Below are 12,859 nucleotides of genomic sequence, written 5' to 3'. Positions count from 1 at the left end.
GTTTTATTTGCAGGTTTCATGGGCGCGGGCCTGGGTGACGCGGTCTACGAGGTAGACCAGGCCGTGGTAATCGATACCGCCATGCTGGCTCAGGCCGATCTCGCAGGTGCGGCTGGTGGAAATGCCTTCGCTGCAATGTTGCACCGCGTCCTTGAGCGAGCGCAGTGAGTGGGCGTTGAGTTCCGGGGTGGTGAAGCCTTTATCGCCAGCGAAGCCACAGCAGTGAATGCCTTCCGGGATCACCACGGTGGTGGCGCAGCGCCGCACAAGGTCGATCAAGGCCTGGCTTTCGCCCAGGTGCTGGGTGCTACAGGTGACATGCACGGCGATGGGGGCTTGCTGTGGCGTGAAGTCGAGGCGGTCCATCAGGTGGGTGCGGATAAAACGCACCGGGTCGTAGAGGTCCAGGCGGGTTTCGCCGAGGTCTTGCACCAGCCGCAGGGTGCAGGGGCTGGTGTCGCAGTAGATCGGGTCGAGGCCGCCACGGCTGGCGTGGAGCAGGGCGCCGATCAGCTCCTGGCGCTTGTGCTCGGCTTGTTCGGCGTAGCCTTTGGAGGCAAATGGCTGGCCGCAGCACAGGCTGTCCTGGTTGTCGGGAAACACGACTTGGTAACCGGCTTTTTCCAGCAGGCCGCGGGTTTTGTCGTACAGCGACATCTGCTCTTTATCGTCGGCTGATGGGCCCATGGCGCGTGAGACGCAGGCGGCCAGGTAAACCACGCGCGGGCGCTCGTCTTCAACTGCCGGGCTGAAGCGGATGGCTTTTTCCGGCTGTGGCATGGCATTGCTCCACTGCGGGATCTGCCCCTTGGACAGCTGTGTGATTTTTGCCGAGAGCTTCGCCAGGCGAGGCGCGCCCAGCAGCATGCGCGCGCCATTGGCGACATGCAGGGTAAAGCGCGCACCTTGCATGGCCGTGGAGAAATGGCCGGCCAGCCAGTCGGCGGTTTTCGTACGGTCGGCGTCGCGAGCACGCAGCTTTTTCACCAGGTCGCCGGTATTGATGCCGACCGGGCAGCGTTGCGCACACAACCCGGTGGCGGCGCAGGTGTCGATGCCTTGGTAATGGTAGGCCGCTTCCAGTTCGGTGGTGTCGACGCCTGCGCGTCTCTTTGCCTGGATATCGCGCCAGATCACGATGCGCTGGCGCGGGCTGAGCGTCAGGCCTTTGGAGGGACACACTGGCTCACAAAAACCACACTCGATGCACTTATCCACAAGCTCGTCGGCCGCAGGCAGCGGTTTAAGGTGCTTAAGGTGGATTTGCGGGTCTTCGCTCAGCACCACGTCGGGGTTAAGGATGCCGTTGGGGTCGAGCAGGCGTTTAAGCTGCCACATCAACTGGTAGGCATCGCTGCCCCATTCCAGCTCGACGAAGGGCGCCATATTACGGCCGGTGCCGTGTTCGGCTTTCAGCGAACCTCCGAACTCCACGGCTACCAACTGCGCCACATCGTCCATGAACGCCTGGTAGCGTGCGACTTCTTCACTGCTGTTGAAGCCTTGGGTGAACACGAAATGCAGATTGCCTTCCAGGGCGTGTCCGAAAAGGATTGCTTCGTCGTAGTGATGTTTGTCGAACAGCTCGATCAAGCGGTTTACGCCGATGGCCAGTTGCTCGACCGGGAAGGTCACGTCTTCGATGATCACCGTGGTGCCGGTTTTACGCACGGCGCCGACGGCCGGGAACGTGTCTTTGCGGATGGCCCACAGGCGGGCGTTTTCCAGCGGGTCTTGGGTGAAGTCGACCTGTTTTTCTACCGGGAAGGCGGCCAGGGACGCCATGATCAGCGCCAGTTGTTCCTGGAGTAATGAAGGTGATGCGGCACGGGATTCGATCAGCAGCGCGCAGGCGTTTTCCGATAGCTGCTGTACGAAAGCCGGCATGCCGGGTTTGTCCTGCACCGAGCGCATGCTGCGCCGGTCCAGCAACTCAACGGCGGAGACGGGTTGGGTTTTGAGCACCGTCACGGCATTGCAGCAGGTTTCCACGTCCGGGAACACAATCAGCGCCGAGGCCTTGTTCGGGTGGTCGATCACCGTGTCGTAGGTCACTGCGCTGATAAAACCGAGGGTGCCTTCGGAACCCACCAGTAGGTGGCTGAGGATATCCAGGGGTTCATCGAAATCCACCAAGGCGTTGAGTGACAGGCCGGTGGTGTTTTTCAGACGGTATTTGTGGCGGATTTTTGCAGCCAGTTCGGCATTTGCCCGCGTCTCCCGGCCCAGCGTGGCCAGGCGCTCCAGCAGCTCGCCATGCTGTTGGCGAAAGGCGCTGACACTGGCCGCGTCCTCGGTATCCAGGCGGCTGCCATCAGCCAGTACCAGGCGGATGCCGGCCAGGGTGTGATACGTGTTTTGCGCGGTGCCACAGCACATGCCGCTGGCATTGTTGGCGACGATGCCGCCGATCTTGCAGGCGTTGATCGAGGCCGGGTCGGGGCCGATCTTGCGCCCGAACGGCGCCAGCCACGCATTGGCCTGGGCGCCGATCACGCCGGGTTGCAGGCGGATCTGCGTGCCTTGGCCACGAATTTCGCGGCCATTCCAATTGTCGCCCAGCACGATCAGCACCGAGTCGCTGATGGCCTGACCGGACAAGCTGGTGCCGGCTGCGCGGAAGGTCACGGGTACGCGGTCGCGCTGGGCCAGGTGCAGCAGCGCCACGACTTCGTCTTCTGACTCCACGCGAACCACCAGCTGTGGGATCAGTCGGTAAAAGCTGGCGTCAGTGCCGAAGGCGAGGGTGGAAAGAGGGTCGTCGAAGCGACGATCTTTCGGGATCAGTTGTGCGACGTCGCTCAGGAAAGCAGCAGGCAGGCTCATCGGTCCTCCAGAAATAGCTGACGCCGGCATCGTTGTCCGGCGTCGATTCTTACCCTGTTACGCGCAGGTTTTAGTGCACCAGCATACCGGTGAACCAGTAGGCCTGCGCCAGCGTGATCAGCCCGACGATGGTGGCAAAAAACAGGCTGTGCTTGAGGGTAAAGCGGAACAGGTCGGACTCTTTGCCCACCAGGCCGGTGGCGGCGCAGGCCACCGCGATTGATTGTGGCGAGATCATCTTGCCGGTCACACCGCCGCTGGTATTGGCTGCTACCAGCAAGGTGTCGTTGACGCCGATCTGATGCGCCGTGGTGGCTTGCAGCGAGCTGAACAGGGCGTTGGACGAAGTGTCGGAGCCTGTCAGGAAAACCCCCAGCCAGCCGAGGAACGGCGAGAAGAACGGGAAGGCAGCGCCGGTGCCGGCCAATACCAGGGCCATGGTCGAGGACATGCCGGAGTAGTTGGTGACGAAGGCAAACGCCAACACCATGCCAATGGACAGGATCGGCCAGCGCAGTTCGTAGAAGGTCTCTTTTAAAGTGGTAAGACCAGTCTTGAGGTTGATTTTCAACACCAGCATCGAAATCAGTGCAGAGAAGAAAATCGCGGTGCCGGTGGCTGAAATCGGGTCCAGCTTGAACACGGCCGGAATCGCCGTGGGGTTGGTGACGATCGGGGCGACCTTGATCACCAGTTGATCCAGGTGCGGGATCGCGAAGTTGAACACCCAGCTGTACATCGAACCGCCGGCGGCGAACATCGCTTTGAACGGCTTGAGCGTCCAGATAGTGACCAGCACGGTGAGGATCAGGAACGGCGACCAGGCTTTGAAAATCTGCCCCAGGCTGTAAGGCGAGGCGACGGTTTGGCGTGGCTGGCCGAAGCCACCTGCGCTGGCGGTGACCGCTGCGGCGGAGGTGGCGCCGGCAATTTGTGCGCCGGCGCTGCGTTTGGGCTGCCAGACTTTCAGGAACAGCGTCAGCGCTACCAGGCTGGCCAGGGCCGAGGTGATGTCCGGCAGTTCCGGGCCGATGAAGTTGGAGGTGAAGTATTGGGTGACGGCAAAGCTCAGGCCCGCTACCAGTGCGGCTGGCCAGGTTTCGCGAACGCCGCGCAGGCCGTCCATCATGAACACCAGCCAGAACGGCACGAACAACGACAGCAGCGGTAACTGGCGGCCGGCCATGGCGCCGATCTTGAACGAATCGATACCGGTGACTTGCCCGGCGACGATGATCGGAATGCCCAGCGCGCCGAACGCTACAGGCGCGGTGTTGGCGATCAGGCACAGGCCGGCGGCGTACAGCGGGTTGAAACCCAGGCCCACCAGCAGTGCGGCAGTAATTGCCACAGGGGCCCCAAAACCGGCTGCGCCTTCAAGGAAGGCGCCGAAGCAGAAGCCAATCAACAGCACCTGCAAGCGCTGGTCATCGGTAATCGACAGGACCGAGCTGCGGATGATTTCAAACTGCCCGCTCTTGACCGTCAGTTTGTAGAGGAATACGGCAGCGACGATGATCCAGGCGATGGGCCACAGGCCATAGGCAAACCCGTAACCGGCGGCGGCCAGCGCCATGTCTACCGGCATCTGGAACGCGAAAATCGCCACCAGGATCGACAGCGCCAGGGTGATGCTGCCTGCCACGTGGCCTTTTAGGCGGAACACGGCCAGTGCCAGGAAGAAAAATACGATCGGGATAACGGCGGCCAGTGCGGACAGGCCAAGGCTGCCGAGTGGGCTGTAGAGCTGTTGCCAGGTTTGCATAATGGGGTGGCCCCTGATTGTTGTTGTTTGGTCAGCTTGGATAATTGGTAATACCAATTTACAGTCGCTGTCGGCTAGAGTAAAAGCCTTGGCAGGGGTGTGTCAATTTGCCGCCCACGAAACTTTGGTCGTAGCGGTGTGGGTGAGGTGTTCTGGTTGGGTCAATCGAAGGCGTTCTGATAGGTGCCGCAAGCGCGGCGATAGGCGAGAATAGAGGGCCTGGCGAGTGGTCGGGTTTGTGGAGAGTGAGTTATGGGGTTTGATCAGGTGCGTCAGCGCCGTTTGTCTGACGATATTGTCGAGCAGCTTGAGGGCATGATCCTTGAGGGCACGCTCAAGTCGGGCGAACGCTTGCCAGCCGAACGCGCTTTGGCTGAACAGTTTGGCGTGTCGCGCCCTTCGCTGCGGGAGGCGATTCAGAAACTCGCGGCCAAGGGGTTGTTGGTCAGCCGCCAGGGCGGCGGTAACTATGTGGCGGATTCTCTGGGTTCGACCTTCAGTGATCCGTTGCTGCACCTGCTGGAAAATAACCCGGAGGCTCAGCGGGATTTGCTGGAGTTTCGTCAGACCCTGGAAGCGTCCTGTGCTTACTACGCCGCATTGCGTGCTACTGAGGTCGACCGCGAGCGGCTGACCGCAGCGTTTGAGGCGCTGCAGGATTGCTACACCCGCGCCGATGAAGTTAGCCGGCTGGAAGAGGGCGCAGCGGATGCGCGCTTTCACCTGGCCATCGCTGAGGCCAGCCATAACGCCGTGTTGCTGCACACCATTCGTGGGCTGTTCGATTTGCTCAAGCGTAACGTGGTGACCAATATCGGCGGCATGTACCAGCAGCGTACAGAAACCCGCGACATGCTCATCAGTCAGCATCGGGATTTGTATTTGGCAATTATCGAAGGGCGGGCCGAACAGGCGCGGGAAGTCTCAACACGTCACCTGCTGTATGTGCAGGAAGTGTTGGAGGAGGTGCGGCAGGAAGTTCAGCGCGTGGCTAGGGCGGAGCGACGTAAAGGGATGTAGCCCGCGTGGGCTACACCGTCACAAGGATTACTCTTCCTTGCCCTTGTTGCGCACGGCGCGATGCAACTCACGGTTGGAGTCGCGCTCACGCTCGGTATCGCGCTTGTCGTATTCCTTCTTGCCCTTGCCCAGCGCGATCTCGCACTTGACCAGGTGCTTGCTCCAGTACCAGGACAGGCAGATACAGGCATAGCCTTTCTGCTGTACGGCGGCAGCGAGCTTTTCCAGTTCGCGGGCGTTGAGCAACAGCTTGCGCGTGCGCACCGGGTCGGCAATCACGTGGGTGCTCGCGGTGGTCAGCGGGGTGATATGACTGCCCAGCAGCCATGCCTCGCCATCTTTGAGCAATACGTAGCTGTCGACCAGTTGCAGCTTGCTGGCGCGCAGACTTTTTACTTCCCAGCCGGCCAGGACCAGACCAGCCTCGAACCGATGTTCGATGAAGTAATCGTGTCGCGCCTTTTTATTTTGCGCGATGGTCCCTGTGGGGTGTTTCTTTTGTTTAGCCATAGGGGCGGCATTATAGGGAGTTGCGAGCGTATCGGCTACGGTCAACCTGCGTGCTTGAGCGTGTTGGACGAATCCCGGACAATACCGGCAGTTCTCTGGTTTTTTTCTCTCGCGGATCGGGCTGTTCTTTCGCGATGTTTGCCTCAAGCAGTGGAAGTAACGCTCACATGACGACGCATATTCAACGTTCGGCTTTATTGCCTTATCCGGCTCAGGCGCTCTATGACCTGGTCAATGACGTAGCGCGTTACCCGGAATTCCTGCCTTGGTGCTCAACCGCCGAAGTGCTGGAAAGCAGTGATGAGCATATGGTCGCCAGTGTCGGGGTAGCCAAGGGTGGGCTTAGCCAGCATTTTGTTACGCGCAATGTGCTGGTGCCGGGCAAATCCATTGAGATGAACCTGCAGGAAGGGCCGTTCACCCAGTTGCATGGGGTATGGGTATTCAAGGCGCTGACCGACAAGGCCTGCAAGATCAGCCTGGACCTGTCCTTTGATTACGCCGGCCCGATTGTGCGGGCGACCTTGGGGCCTTTGTTCAACCAGGCGGCCAACACCCTGGTGGATGCATTCTGTCAGCGGGCCAAACAACTGCATGGTTGAGATTGAAGTGGTGTACGCCGCTGAGGATCGCCAGGTCTTGCTGGCGGTGACGGTGCCTGCGGGCACCAGCCTGAGGGCCGCGGTGCTGGCGTCGGGGATTGCTGAGCAATTTCCAGGCTTGGTATTGGCGGATTGCCAACTGGGCATATTCGGCAAAGTGGTCGCCGATGCGCACGTGCGTGTTGCGCAGCCAGGTGATCGAATTGAGATTTATCGGCCCTTGCTGGCAGACCCCAAGGAAGTGCGCAGGCTGCGTGCGGCCAAGGCGGCCTTGGCGCGGCAGCAGAACCCATAAGGCTGCCAATCGGCAGGCAACAAAAAGCCCGGTATGCCGGGCTTTTTATCGAGCGCCGCAAAATTACTGCGGGCTGGTGTCCAGAGGCTGTGGCGTCGGGACAGGAACGGTCTGCACGCCGTCGACGTCCTTCTGGATCTGATCCAGCAAGGAGCCAGGCTTGGCCGGTACTTCGGACTTAGGCTTCTCTGCTTCCTGCGCTGGCGCAGTCACATTGGTGCCGTTGTCCTTGCCGAGCAAGGCTTCATCACGGCTTACGCCGGGCATGAAGTCACCGGACAGGCTCACAAGCTGGTCATTGCCATTGAAGATGACACTGACGCGCTCCTGCTGGCGCTCACCGCCACCTGGCTGGATGCTGTAGAGATAATCCCAGCGATCGGCATGAAAAGTGTCGGTCAGCAGGGGGTTGCCCATAATAAACCGTACTTGCCGTCGGGTCATTCCCGGGCGTAACTGGTCTATCATGTCCTGCGTGACGACATTGCCCTGCTGGATGTCGATTTTGTAAACCCCGGGGAATGAACAACCGGCGAGTGCGAGCAGTCCCACAAGGGTGAAACTGGTTAGCAAGAGCTTGGTGTTTTGCATCGGTGGGCGACTTCCACTATCTTGGCTGGGACAACGTAAACGCCGATCATACCCGTATTAAGAGAAGCTGCGAAGCAGCATCCGCGAGAAAGCTAACCATGGTTGAAAATAGCGAACTACGCAAAGCCGGTCTTAAAGTGACTCTGCCACGAGTCAAGATTCTACAAATGCTCGATTCTGCTGAGCAGCGCCACATGAGTGCCGAGGATGTTTACAAGGCGCTGATGGAGTCTAACGAGGACGTTGGCCTGGCCACGGTTTACCGTGTGCTGACCCAGTTTGAAGCCGCAGGGCTGGTGGTTCGTCATAATTTCGACGGCGGTCATGCAGTGTTCGAATTGGCTGACGGTGGTCATCACGATCACATGGTTGACCTGGATACCAATGAGGTTATCGAGTTCACCAGCCCGGAAATCGAGAAGCTCCAGCACCAGATCGCTGAGCAGCATGGATTCGATTTGGTGGACCATAATCTGGTCCTGTACATCCGTAAGAAAAAGTAAAAATCGACACAGATTTGCTCTGTGAAACGATAGAAGGCGACCCTAGGGTCGCCTTCGTGCTTTCTATAAGAGAGAAAATAGAGCGAAAAAAGCTCGGTTCAAGCCTTGGCTGCCACTACCATCTTCTTCGCGTGGGCCAGGGACTCTTTCGTCAGGTCGATGCCGCCCAACATCCGCGCCACTTCTTCTACCCGCTCCGATTTGTTCAGCTTGGACACGGCCGTATGCGTCGCATCGCTGCCGCGCACTTTGTGTACAAATAAATGCTGATGCCCTTGGGCGGCCACTTGCGGCAAGTGAGTCACGGTGAGCACCTGGCCACGCTCCCCAAGGCGGCGCAGCAGTTGGCCGACAATCTCCGCCGTCGGCCCGCCAATCCCCACGTCCACTTCGTCGAATACCAGCGTGGGTACCCGCGAGGTCTGGGCGGTAATGACCTGAATCGCCAGGCTGATCCGCGACAGCTCACCGCCGGACGCCACTTTCGCCAGTGCCTTGAGCGGCTGGCCAGGGTTGGCGCTCACCAGCAGCTCCACCTGTTCCAGGCCATGGGGTTGCAGCTCGTTGCTGGTGTTGGCGTGCAGCTCAATGGTGAAGCGCCCGCCAGGCATGCCCAGGCGTTGAATTTCCTGCTCCACGGCACTGGCCAGGCTGGTAGCGGCTTGCTGGCGCAGGTGGCTGAGCTCGCGGGCCTTTTCCTGGTAATGGCGGGCGAAGGAGGCGAGTTCATCGCCCAGCCTTTCAATGGATTCATCATTGGCGTTGAGGGTTTCGATCTCATCCAGCAGCTTTTGCTGCATCGTCGCCACTTCGGTCGGCTGGATGCGGTGTTTGCGCGCCAGGGTATAGATAGTGTCCAGGCGCTCTTCGATTTCTTGCAGGCGCGCGGGGTCGGCGTCGAAGTGGTCCAGGAAGCGATTCAGTTCCCCAACGGCTTCTTCTACCTGGATCTGCGCACTGGTCAGCAGGGTGGTGGCCTCGCTCAAGGAGCCCGACCCGCTGTTCACGCTCGATAGGCGATTGAGGCTGGCGGTCAGTGCGTTCAGTACATTGCCCGAATCACTTTCGCTGCATTGCTCCACCACTTGGCGGCAGATACCCAGCAGGGTTTCGGCGTTGGTCAGGTTTTTGTGTTCCTGCTCAAGTTGCTCCAGCTCGGTTTCGCCAAGGCCCAGGCTCTCCAGCTCTTCAAGCTGATAGCTGAGCAGTTGATGGCGAGCGCGTTGTTCGTCGCCGGAATTGGAAAGTCGCTCCAGCTCCTGGCGGGTTTGCCTCCAGCGCTGGGCGGCAAGCTGCACCTGGCGCGCCAGGTCGGTGGCGCCGGCGTATTCGTCGAGCAGGCGGCGATGAGTGTCGGTTTTCAGCAAGGATTGGTGTTCGTGCTGGCTGTGGATATCGATCAGCAACTCGCCCAGTGCCTTTAAATCGCCAAGCGGGCAGGGCGTGCCATTGATGTAGCCGCGTGAACGACCTTCCGCCGTAATGACGCGTCGCAGGATGCACGGGCCTTCATTATTAAGGTCGCGCTCGGCCAGCCAGGCCTCGGCTTCGGGAATATCGGCCAGGTCGAACGTGGCCAGAATGTCGGCCTTGTCTGCGCCGGGGCGTACCACGCCACTGTCGGCGCGGTCGCCCAGGGTCAGGCCCAGGGCGTCGAGCATGATCGATTTGCCGGCGCCGGTTTCGCCTGTGATTACGCTCATCCCGCGATCCAGTTCGAGATCCAGGTGTTCAACGATGGCGTAGTTATGTACGGACAGGTGCACCAGCATGACGGCCGCTCCCAGGCTTTAGGTCTGGTTATTTATACAGTGTTTTATTCAGGGCTGGCAATCCTGGTGCTTAGCTCAATTTGCTTGAGTGCGCGGATTTTTTAGCGCAAAGCGCAATGACGCTGCCGGAATTGATCCAGAGCAAGCGAAAGACTTTTGGTAACGCCTGCGCCCTTGAACCTGAAAATTGTGGCCCCATATACCGGAACAGAAGCGCGAGTTGAGTTCGCGCATGATTTTGAAAGGAGAAATCTATGGCTGACGAACAGACGCAGGATACGCAAACTCCAGACGCCAATTCGGCTGCCGGTGATGAACTGGCAACTCGTGTGCAAGTGCTCGAAGAGCAATTGGCCGCTGCGCAGGATCAATCTTTGCGTGTTGCCGCCGATCTGCAGAACGTCCGCCGCCGTGCCGAGCAGGATGTCGAGAAAGCTCACAAATTCGCGCTGGAAAAATTCGCCAACGACCTGCTGCCGATTATCGACAGCCTGGAGCGTGGCCTTGAGTTGTCCAACCCGGATGACGAAAACATCCGTCCGATGCGCGAAGGGATCGAGCTGACCCTGAAAATGTTCCAGGACACCCTGAAGCGTTATCAGTTGGAAGCCATCGATCCGCAAGGCGGTGAGCCGTTCAATGCTGAGCATCACCAAGCCATGGCCATGCAGGAAAGCCATGACCTGGAGCCCAACAGTGTACTGAAAGTGTTCCAGAAGGGTTATCAGCTCAACGGTCGCTTGCTGCGCCCGGCGATGGTAGTGGTGAGCAAGGCTCCTGCACCCGTTGCACCTTCTATTGATGAGCAGGCTTGAAATCAGTCGTAACGGCCCCATCTATAAGTCAAGCGTTTAAGTGCTACCGCAGTTAGCCACCACTGCTGCGGCAACCTAATTAAAGTTTCGGGAGAGTAAATCATGGGCAAAATTATCGGTATCGACCTGGGGACTACCAACTCCTGCGTCTCCGTGCTGGAAAACGGCGTTGCTAAAGTTATCGAAAACGCCGAAGGCGCGCGTACCACGCCGTCGATCATTGCTTACGCCAACGACGGTGAAATCCTCGTAGGTCAGTCGGCCAAGCGTCAGGCTGTGACCAACCCGCACAACACCCTGTACGCGGTTAAGCGTCTGATCGGTCGTAAGTTCGACGAAGAAGTCGTACAGAAAGACATCAAGATGGTCCCTTACAAAATCGCCAAGGCTGACAACGGTGACGCCTGGGTTGAAGTAAACGGCCAGAAAATGTCGCCGCCGCAAATCTCGGCTGAAATCTTGAAAAAGATGAAGAAAACCGCCGAAGACTACCTCGGTGAAGCCGTGACTGAAGCGGTGATCACCGTTCCGGCCTACTTCAACGACAGCCAGCGTCAGGCGACCAAAGACGCCGGCCGCATCGCTGGCCTGGACGTAAAACGTATCATCAACGAACCCACCGCAGCCGCTCTGGCCTACGGTATGGACAAGGCCAAGGGCGACCACACCGTGATCGTTTATGACCTGGGTGGTGGTACTTTCGACGTCTCCGTCATCGAGATTGCTGAAGTTGATGGCGAGCACCAGTTCGAAGTGTTGGCCACCAACGGCGACACCTTCCTGGGTGGTGAAGACTTTGACATTCGTCTGATCGACTACCTCGTTGACGAATTCAAGAAAGAAAGCGGCATGAACCTTAAGGGTGACCCGCTGGCGATGCAGCGCCTGAAAGAGGCCGCTGAAAAAGCCAAGATCGAGCTGTCTTCGGCTCAGTCGACCGACGTGAACCTGCCGTACATCACTGCAGACGCCACTGGTCCTAAGCACTTGAACGTGAAAATCTCGCGTTCCAAGCTCGAAGCGCTGGTTGAAGACCTGGTACAACGCACCATCGAGCCTTGCCGCATTGCGCTGAAAGACTCCGGTATCGATGTTGGCTCGATCAACGACGTGATCCTGGTTGGCGGTCAGACCCGTATGCCACTGGTTCAGAAGCTGGTCACCGAGTTCTTCGGTAAAGAAGCACGTAAAGACGTGAACCCGGACGAAGCGGTTGCCATGGGTGCTGCGATCCAGGGTGCGGTATTGGCCGGCGACGTGAAAGACGTTCTGCTGTTGGACGTCAGCCCGCTGACCCTGGGTATCGAAACCATGGGTGGCGTGATGACCGCGCTGATCGAGAAAAACACCACGATTCCTACCAAGAAATCGCAAGTGTTCTCGACTGCCGACGACAACCAGGGCGCTGTGACCATTCACGTGCTGCAAGGTGAGCGTAAGCAAGCCGCTCAGAACAAGTCCCTGGGCAAGTTCGACCTGGCTGAGATTCCACCAGCACCACGTGGCGTGCCGCAAATTGAAGTGACCTTCGACATCGATGCCAACGGTATCCTGCACGTAGGTGCCAAAGACAAGGCGACCGGCAAAGAGCAGAAGATCACCATCAAGGCCAACTCCGGTCTGTCTGATGAAGAAATTCAACAGATGATTCGTGATGCTGAAGCCAACGCTGATGCGGATGCCAAGTTTGCTGAGCTGGCCGGTGCACGTAACCAAGGCGATGCCCTGGTTCACTCGACGCGTAAAATGGTCTCCGAAGCAGGCGACAAAGTGACCGCCGAAGAGAAGACCGCGATCGAAGCAGCTGTGGTTGCCCTGGAAACCGCCATTAAAGGCGACGACAAGGCTGCCATCGAAGCCAAGGTTGAGGAGCTGTCGAAAGTCTCCGCACCGGTTGCCCAGAAAATGTACGCCGAGCAAGGCCAGCCGGCAGAAGGCGCTGCACAGCACGCAGAGCCTGAAGCCAAGCACGATGATGTTGTCGATGCCGAGTTCGAAGAAGTCAAAGAGCAGAAGTAAGTTGGTTGCCCGGTTGACCGCTATCAAGCGGTGACTGGTAGGATGTCGCCGCGCGGGAGCTTGCTCCCGCGTTGGCGTGTCTGGGGTATGTGAATTTTTACAGCATGCGACAAGGTTCGGGTGCTGGCGGTGTGATCGGGA

General features: G+C 58.9%; 11 protein-coding genes. 6 read left to right on the top strand and 5 right to left on the bottom strand.

The window, feature by feature from the left end; all coding sequences use genetic code 11:
- Positions 1–3: 3 nt before the first annotated feature.
- The gene (locus HX790_RS16195; RefSeq protein ID WP_099547632.1) at positions 4–2,826 is read right to left on the bottom strand and encodes an FAD-binding and (Fe-S)-binding domain-containing protein; all 2,823 of its coding nucleotides are present in this window, start codon (positions 2,824–2,826) and stop codon (positions 4–6) included.
- Between the two features lie 70 nt (positions 2,827–2,896).
- Positions 2,897–4,591 carry a lactate permease LctP family transporter gene (locus HX790_RS16190; RefSeq protein WP_017139270.1) on the bottom strand — a complete coding sequence of 565 codons (1,695 nt, stop codon included), beginning with the start codon at positions 4,589–4,591 and terminating at the stop codon, positions 2,897–2,899.
- Positions 4,592–4,843: 252 nt separating this feature from the next.
- On the opposite strand from HX790_RS16190, the gene HX790_RS16185 reads away from it, so the two are divergent.
- On the top strand, positions 4,844–5,611 hold the full coding sequence (locus HX790_RS16185; protein ID WP_017139269.1) for a GntR family transcriptional regulator: 768 nt from the start codon (positions 4,844–4,846) through the stop codon (positions 5,609–5,611).
- 27 nt (positions 5,612–5,638) lie between these two features.
- Here HX790_RS16185 and smpB read toward each other — a convergent pair whose 3' ends face one another.
- Positions 5,639–6,121, bottom strand: a complete 483-nt coding sequence (smpB, locus tag HX790_RS16180) for an SsrA-binding protein SmpB (RefSeq protein WP_003176160.1) — start codon at positions 6,119–6,121, stop codon at positions 5,639–5,641.
- A gap of 167 nt (positions 6,122–6,288) precedes the next feature.
- On the opposite strand from smpB, the gene HX790_RS16175 reads away from it, so the two are divergent.
- Both HX790_RS16175 and HX790_RS16170 read left to right on the top strand, forming a co-directional pair.
- Positions 6,289–6,723, top strand: a complete 435-nt coding sequence (locus HX790_RS16175) for a type II toxin-antitoxin system RatA family toxin (RefSeq protein WP_005791512.1) — start codon at positions 6,289–6,291, stop codon at positions 6,721–6,723.
- On the top strand, positions 6,716–7,018 hold the full coding sequence (locus HX790_RS16170) for an RnfH family protein (protein WP_017139268.1): 303 nt from the start codon (positions 6,716–6,718) through the stop codon (positions 7,016–7,018). Before HX790_RS16175 ends, HX790_RS16170 begins: the two co-directional genes overlap by 8 nt.
- 63 nt (positions 7,019–7,081) lie before the next feature.
- On the opposite strand, the gene HX790_RS16165 is transcribed toward HX790_RS16170, so the two are convergent.
- Positions 7,082–7,609: an outer membrane protein assembly factor BamE gene (locus tag HX790_RS16165; protein WP_017139267.1), complete on the bottom strand. Its 528-nt coding sequence runs from the start codon at positions 7,607–7,609 to the stop codon at positions 7,082–7,084.
- Positions 7,610–7,707: 98 nt separating this feature from the next.
- Here HX790_RS16165 and fur point away from each other — a divergent pair, with 98 nt between their 5' ends.
- The gene (fur, locus tag HX790_RS16160; RefSeq protein WP_017139266.1) at positions 7,708–8,112 is read left to right on the top strand and encodes a ferric iron uptake transcriptional regulator; all 405 of its coding nucleotides are present in this window, start codon (positions 7,708–7,710) and stop codon (positions 8,110–8,112) included.
- A gap of 98 nt (positions 8,113–8,210) precedes the next feature.
- Here the strand turns inward: fur and recN are convergent, their stop codons facing one another.
- Entirely contained in the window at positions 8,211–9,884 is a 1,674-nt protein-coding gene (gene recN / locus HX790_RS16155; RefSeq protein ID WP_099547634.1) for a DNA repair protein RecN, read from the bottom strand.
- Between the two features lie 254 nt (positions 9,885–10,138).
- On the opposite strand from recN, the gene grpE reads away from it, so the two are divergent.
- On the top strand, positions 10,139–10,699 hold the full coding sequence (gene grpE / locus HX790_RS16150; RefSeq protein ID WP_017139264.1) for a nucleotide exchange factor GrpE: 561 nt from the start codon (positions 10,139–10,141) through the stop codon (positions 10,697–10,699).
- 102 nt (positions 10,700–10,801) lie between these two features.
- A complete protein-coding gene (gene dnaK / locus HX790_RS16145; protein ID WP_017139263.1) occupies positions 10,802–12,718 on the top strand; it encodes a molecular chaperone DnaK in 1,917 nt (638 codons plus the stop codon).
- Positions 12,719–12,859 lie beyond the last annotated feature (141 nt).

This window comes from Pseudomonas sp. IPO3747 (assembly GCF_013385245.1).
Classification (GTDB): domain Bacteria; phylum Pseudomonadota; class Gammaproteobacteria; order Pseudomonadales; family Pseudomonadaceae; genus Aquipseudomonas; species Aquipseudomonas edaphica.
This window is presented reverse-complemented; position numbering and strand designations above follow the sequence as displayed.

Excerpts from the sequence above, each read along its gene's own strand:
- fur (WP_017139266.1), top strand. The coding sequence starts at position 7,708 with ATGGTTGAAAATAGCGAACTACGCAAAGCCGGTCTTAAAGTGACTCTG.
- HX790_RS16185 (WP_017139269.1), top strand. The coding sequence starts at position 4,844 with ATGGGGTTTGATCAGGTGCGTCAGCGCCGTTTGTCTGACGATATTGTC.
- smpB (WP_003176160.1), bottom strand. The coding sequence starts at position 6,121 with ATGGCTAAACAAAAGAAACACCCCACAGGGACCATCGCGCAAAATAAA.
- HX790_RS16175 (WP_005791512.1), top strand. The coding sequence starts at position 6,289 with ATGACGACGCATATTCAACGTTCGGCTTTATTGCCTTATCCGGCTCAG.
- HX790_RS16190 (WP_017139270.1), bottom strand. The coding sequence starts at position 4,591 with ATGCAAACCTGGCAACAGCTCTACAGCCCACTCGGCAGCCTTGGCCTG.
- HX790_RS16195 (WP_099547632.1), bottom strand. The coding sequence starts at position 2,826 with ATGAGCCTGCCTGCTGCTTTCCTGAGCGACGTCGCACAACTGATCCCG.
- dnaK (WP_017139263.1), top strand. The coding sequence starts at position 10,802 with ATGGGCAAAATTATCGGTATCGACCTGGGGACTACCAACTCCTGCGTC.
- HX790_RS16165 (WP_017139267.1), bottom strand. The coding sequence starts at position 7,609 with ATGCAAAACACCAAGCTCTTGCTAACCAGTTTCACCCTTGTGGGACTG.
- grpE (WP_017139264.1), top strand. The coding sequence starts at position 10,139 with ATGGCTGACGAACAGACGCAGGATACGCAAACTCCAGACGCCAATTCG.
- HX790_RS16170 (WP_017139268.1), top strand. The coding sequence starts at position 6,716 with ATGGTTGAGATTGAAGTGGTGTACGCCGCTGAGGATCGCCAGGTCTTG.
- recN (WP_099547634.1), bottom strand. The coding sequence starts at position 9,884 with ATGCTGGTGCACCTGTCCGTACATAACTACGCCATCGTTGAACACCTG.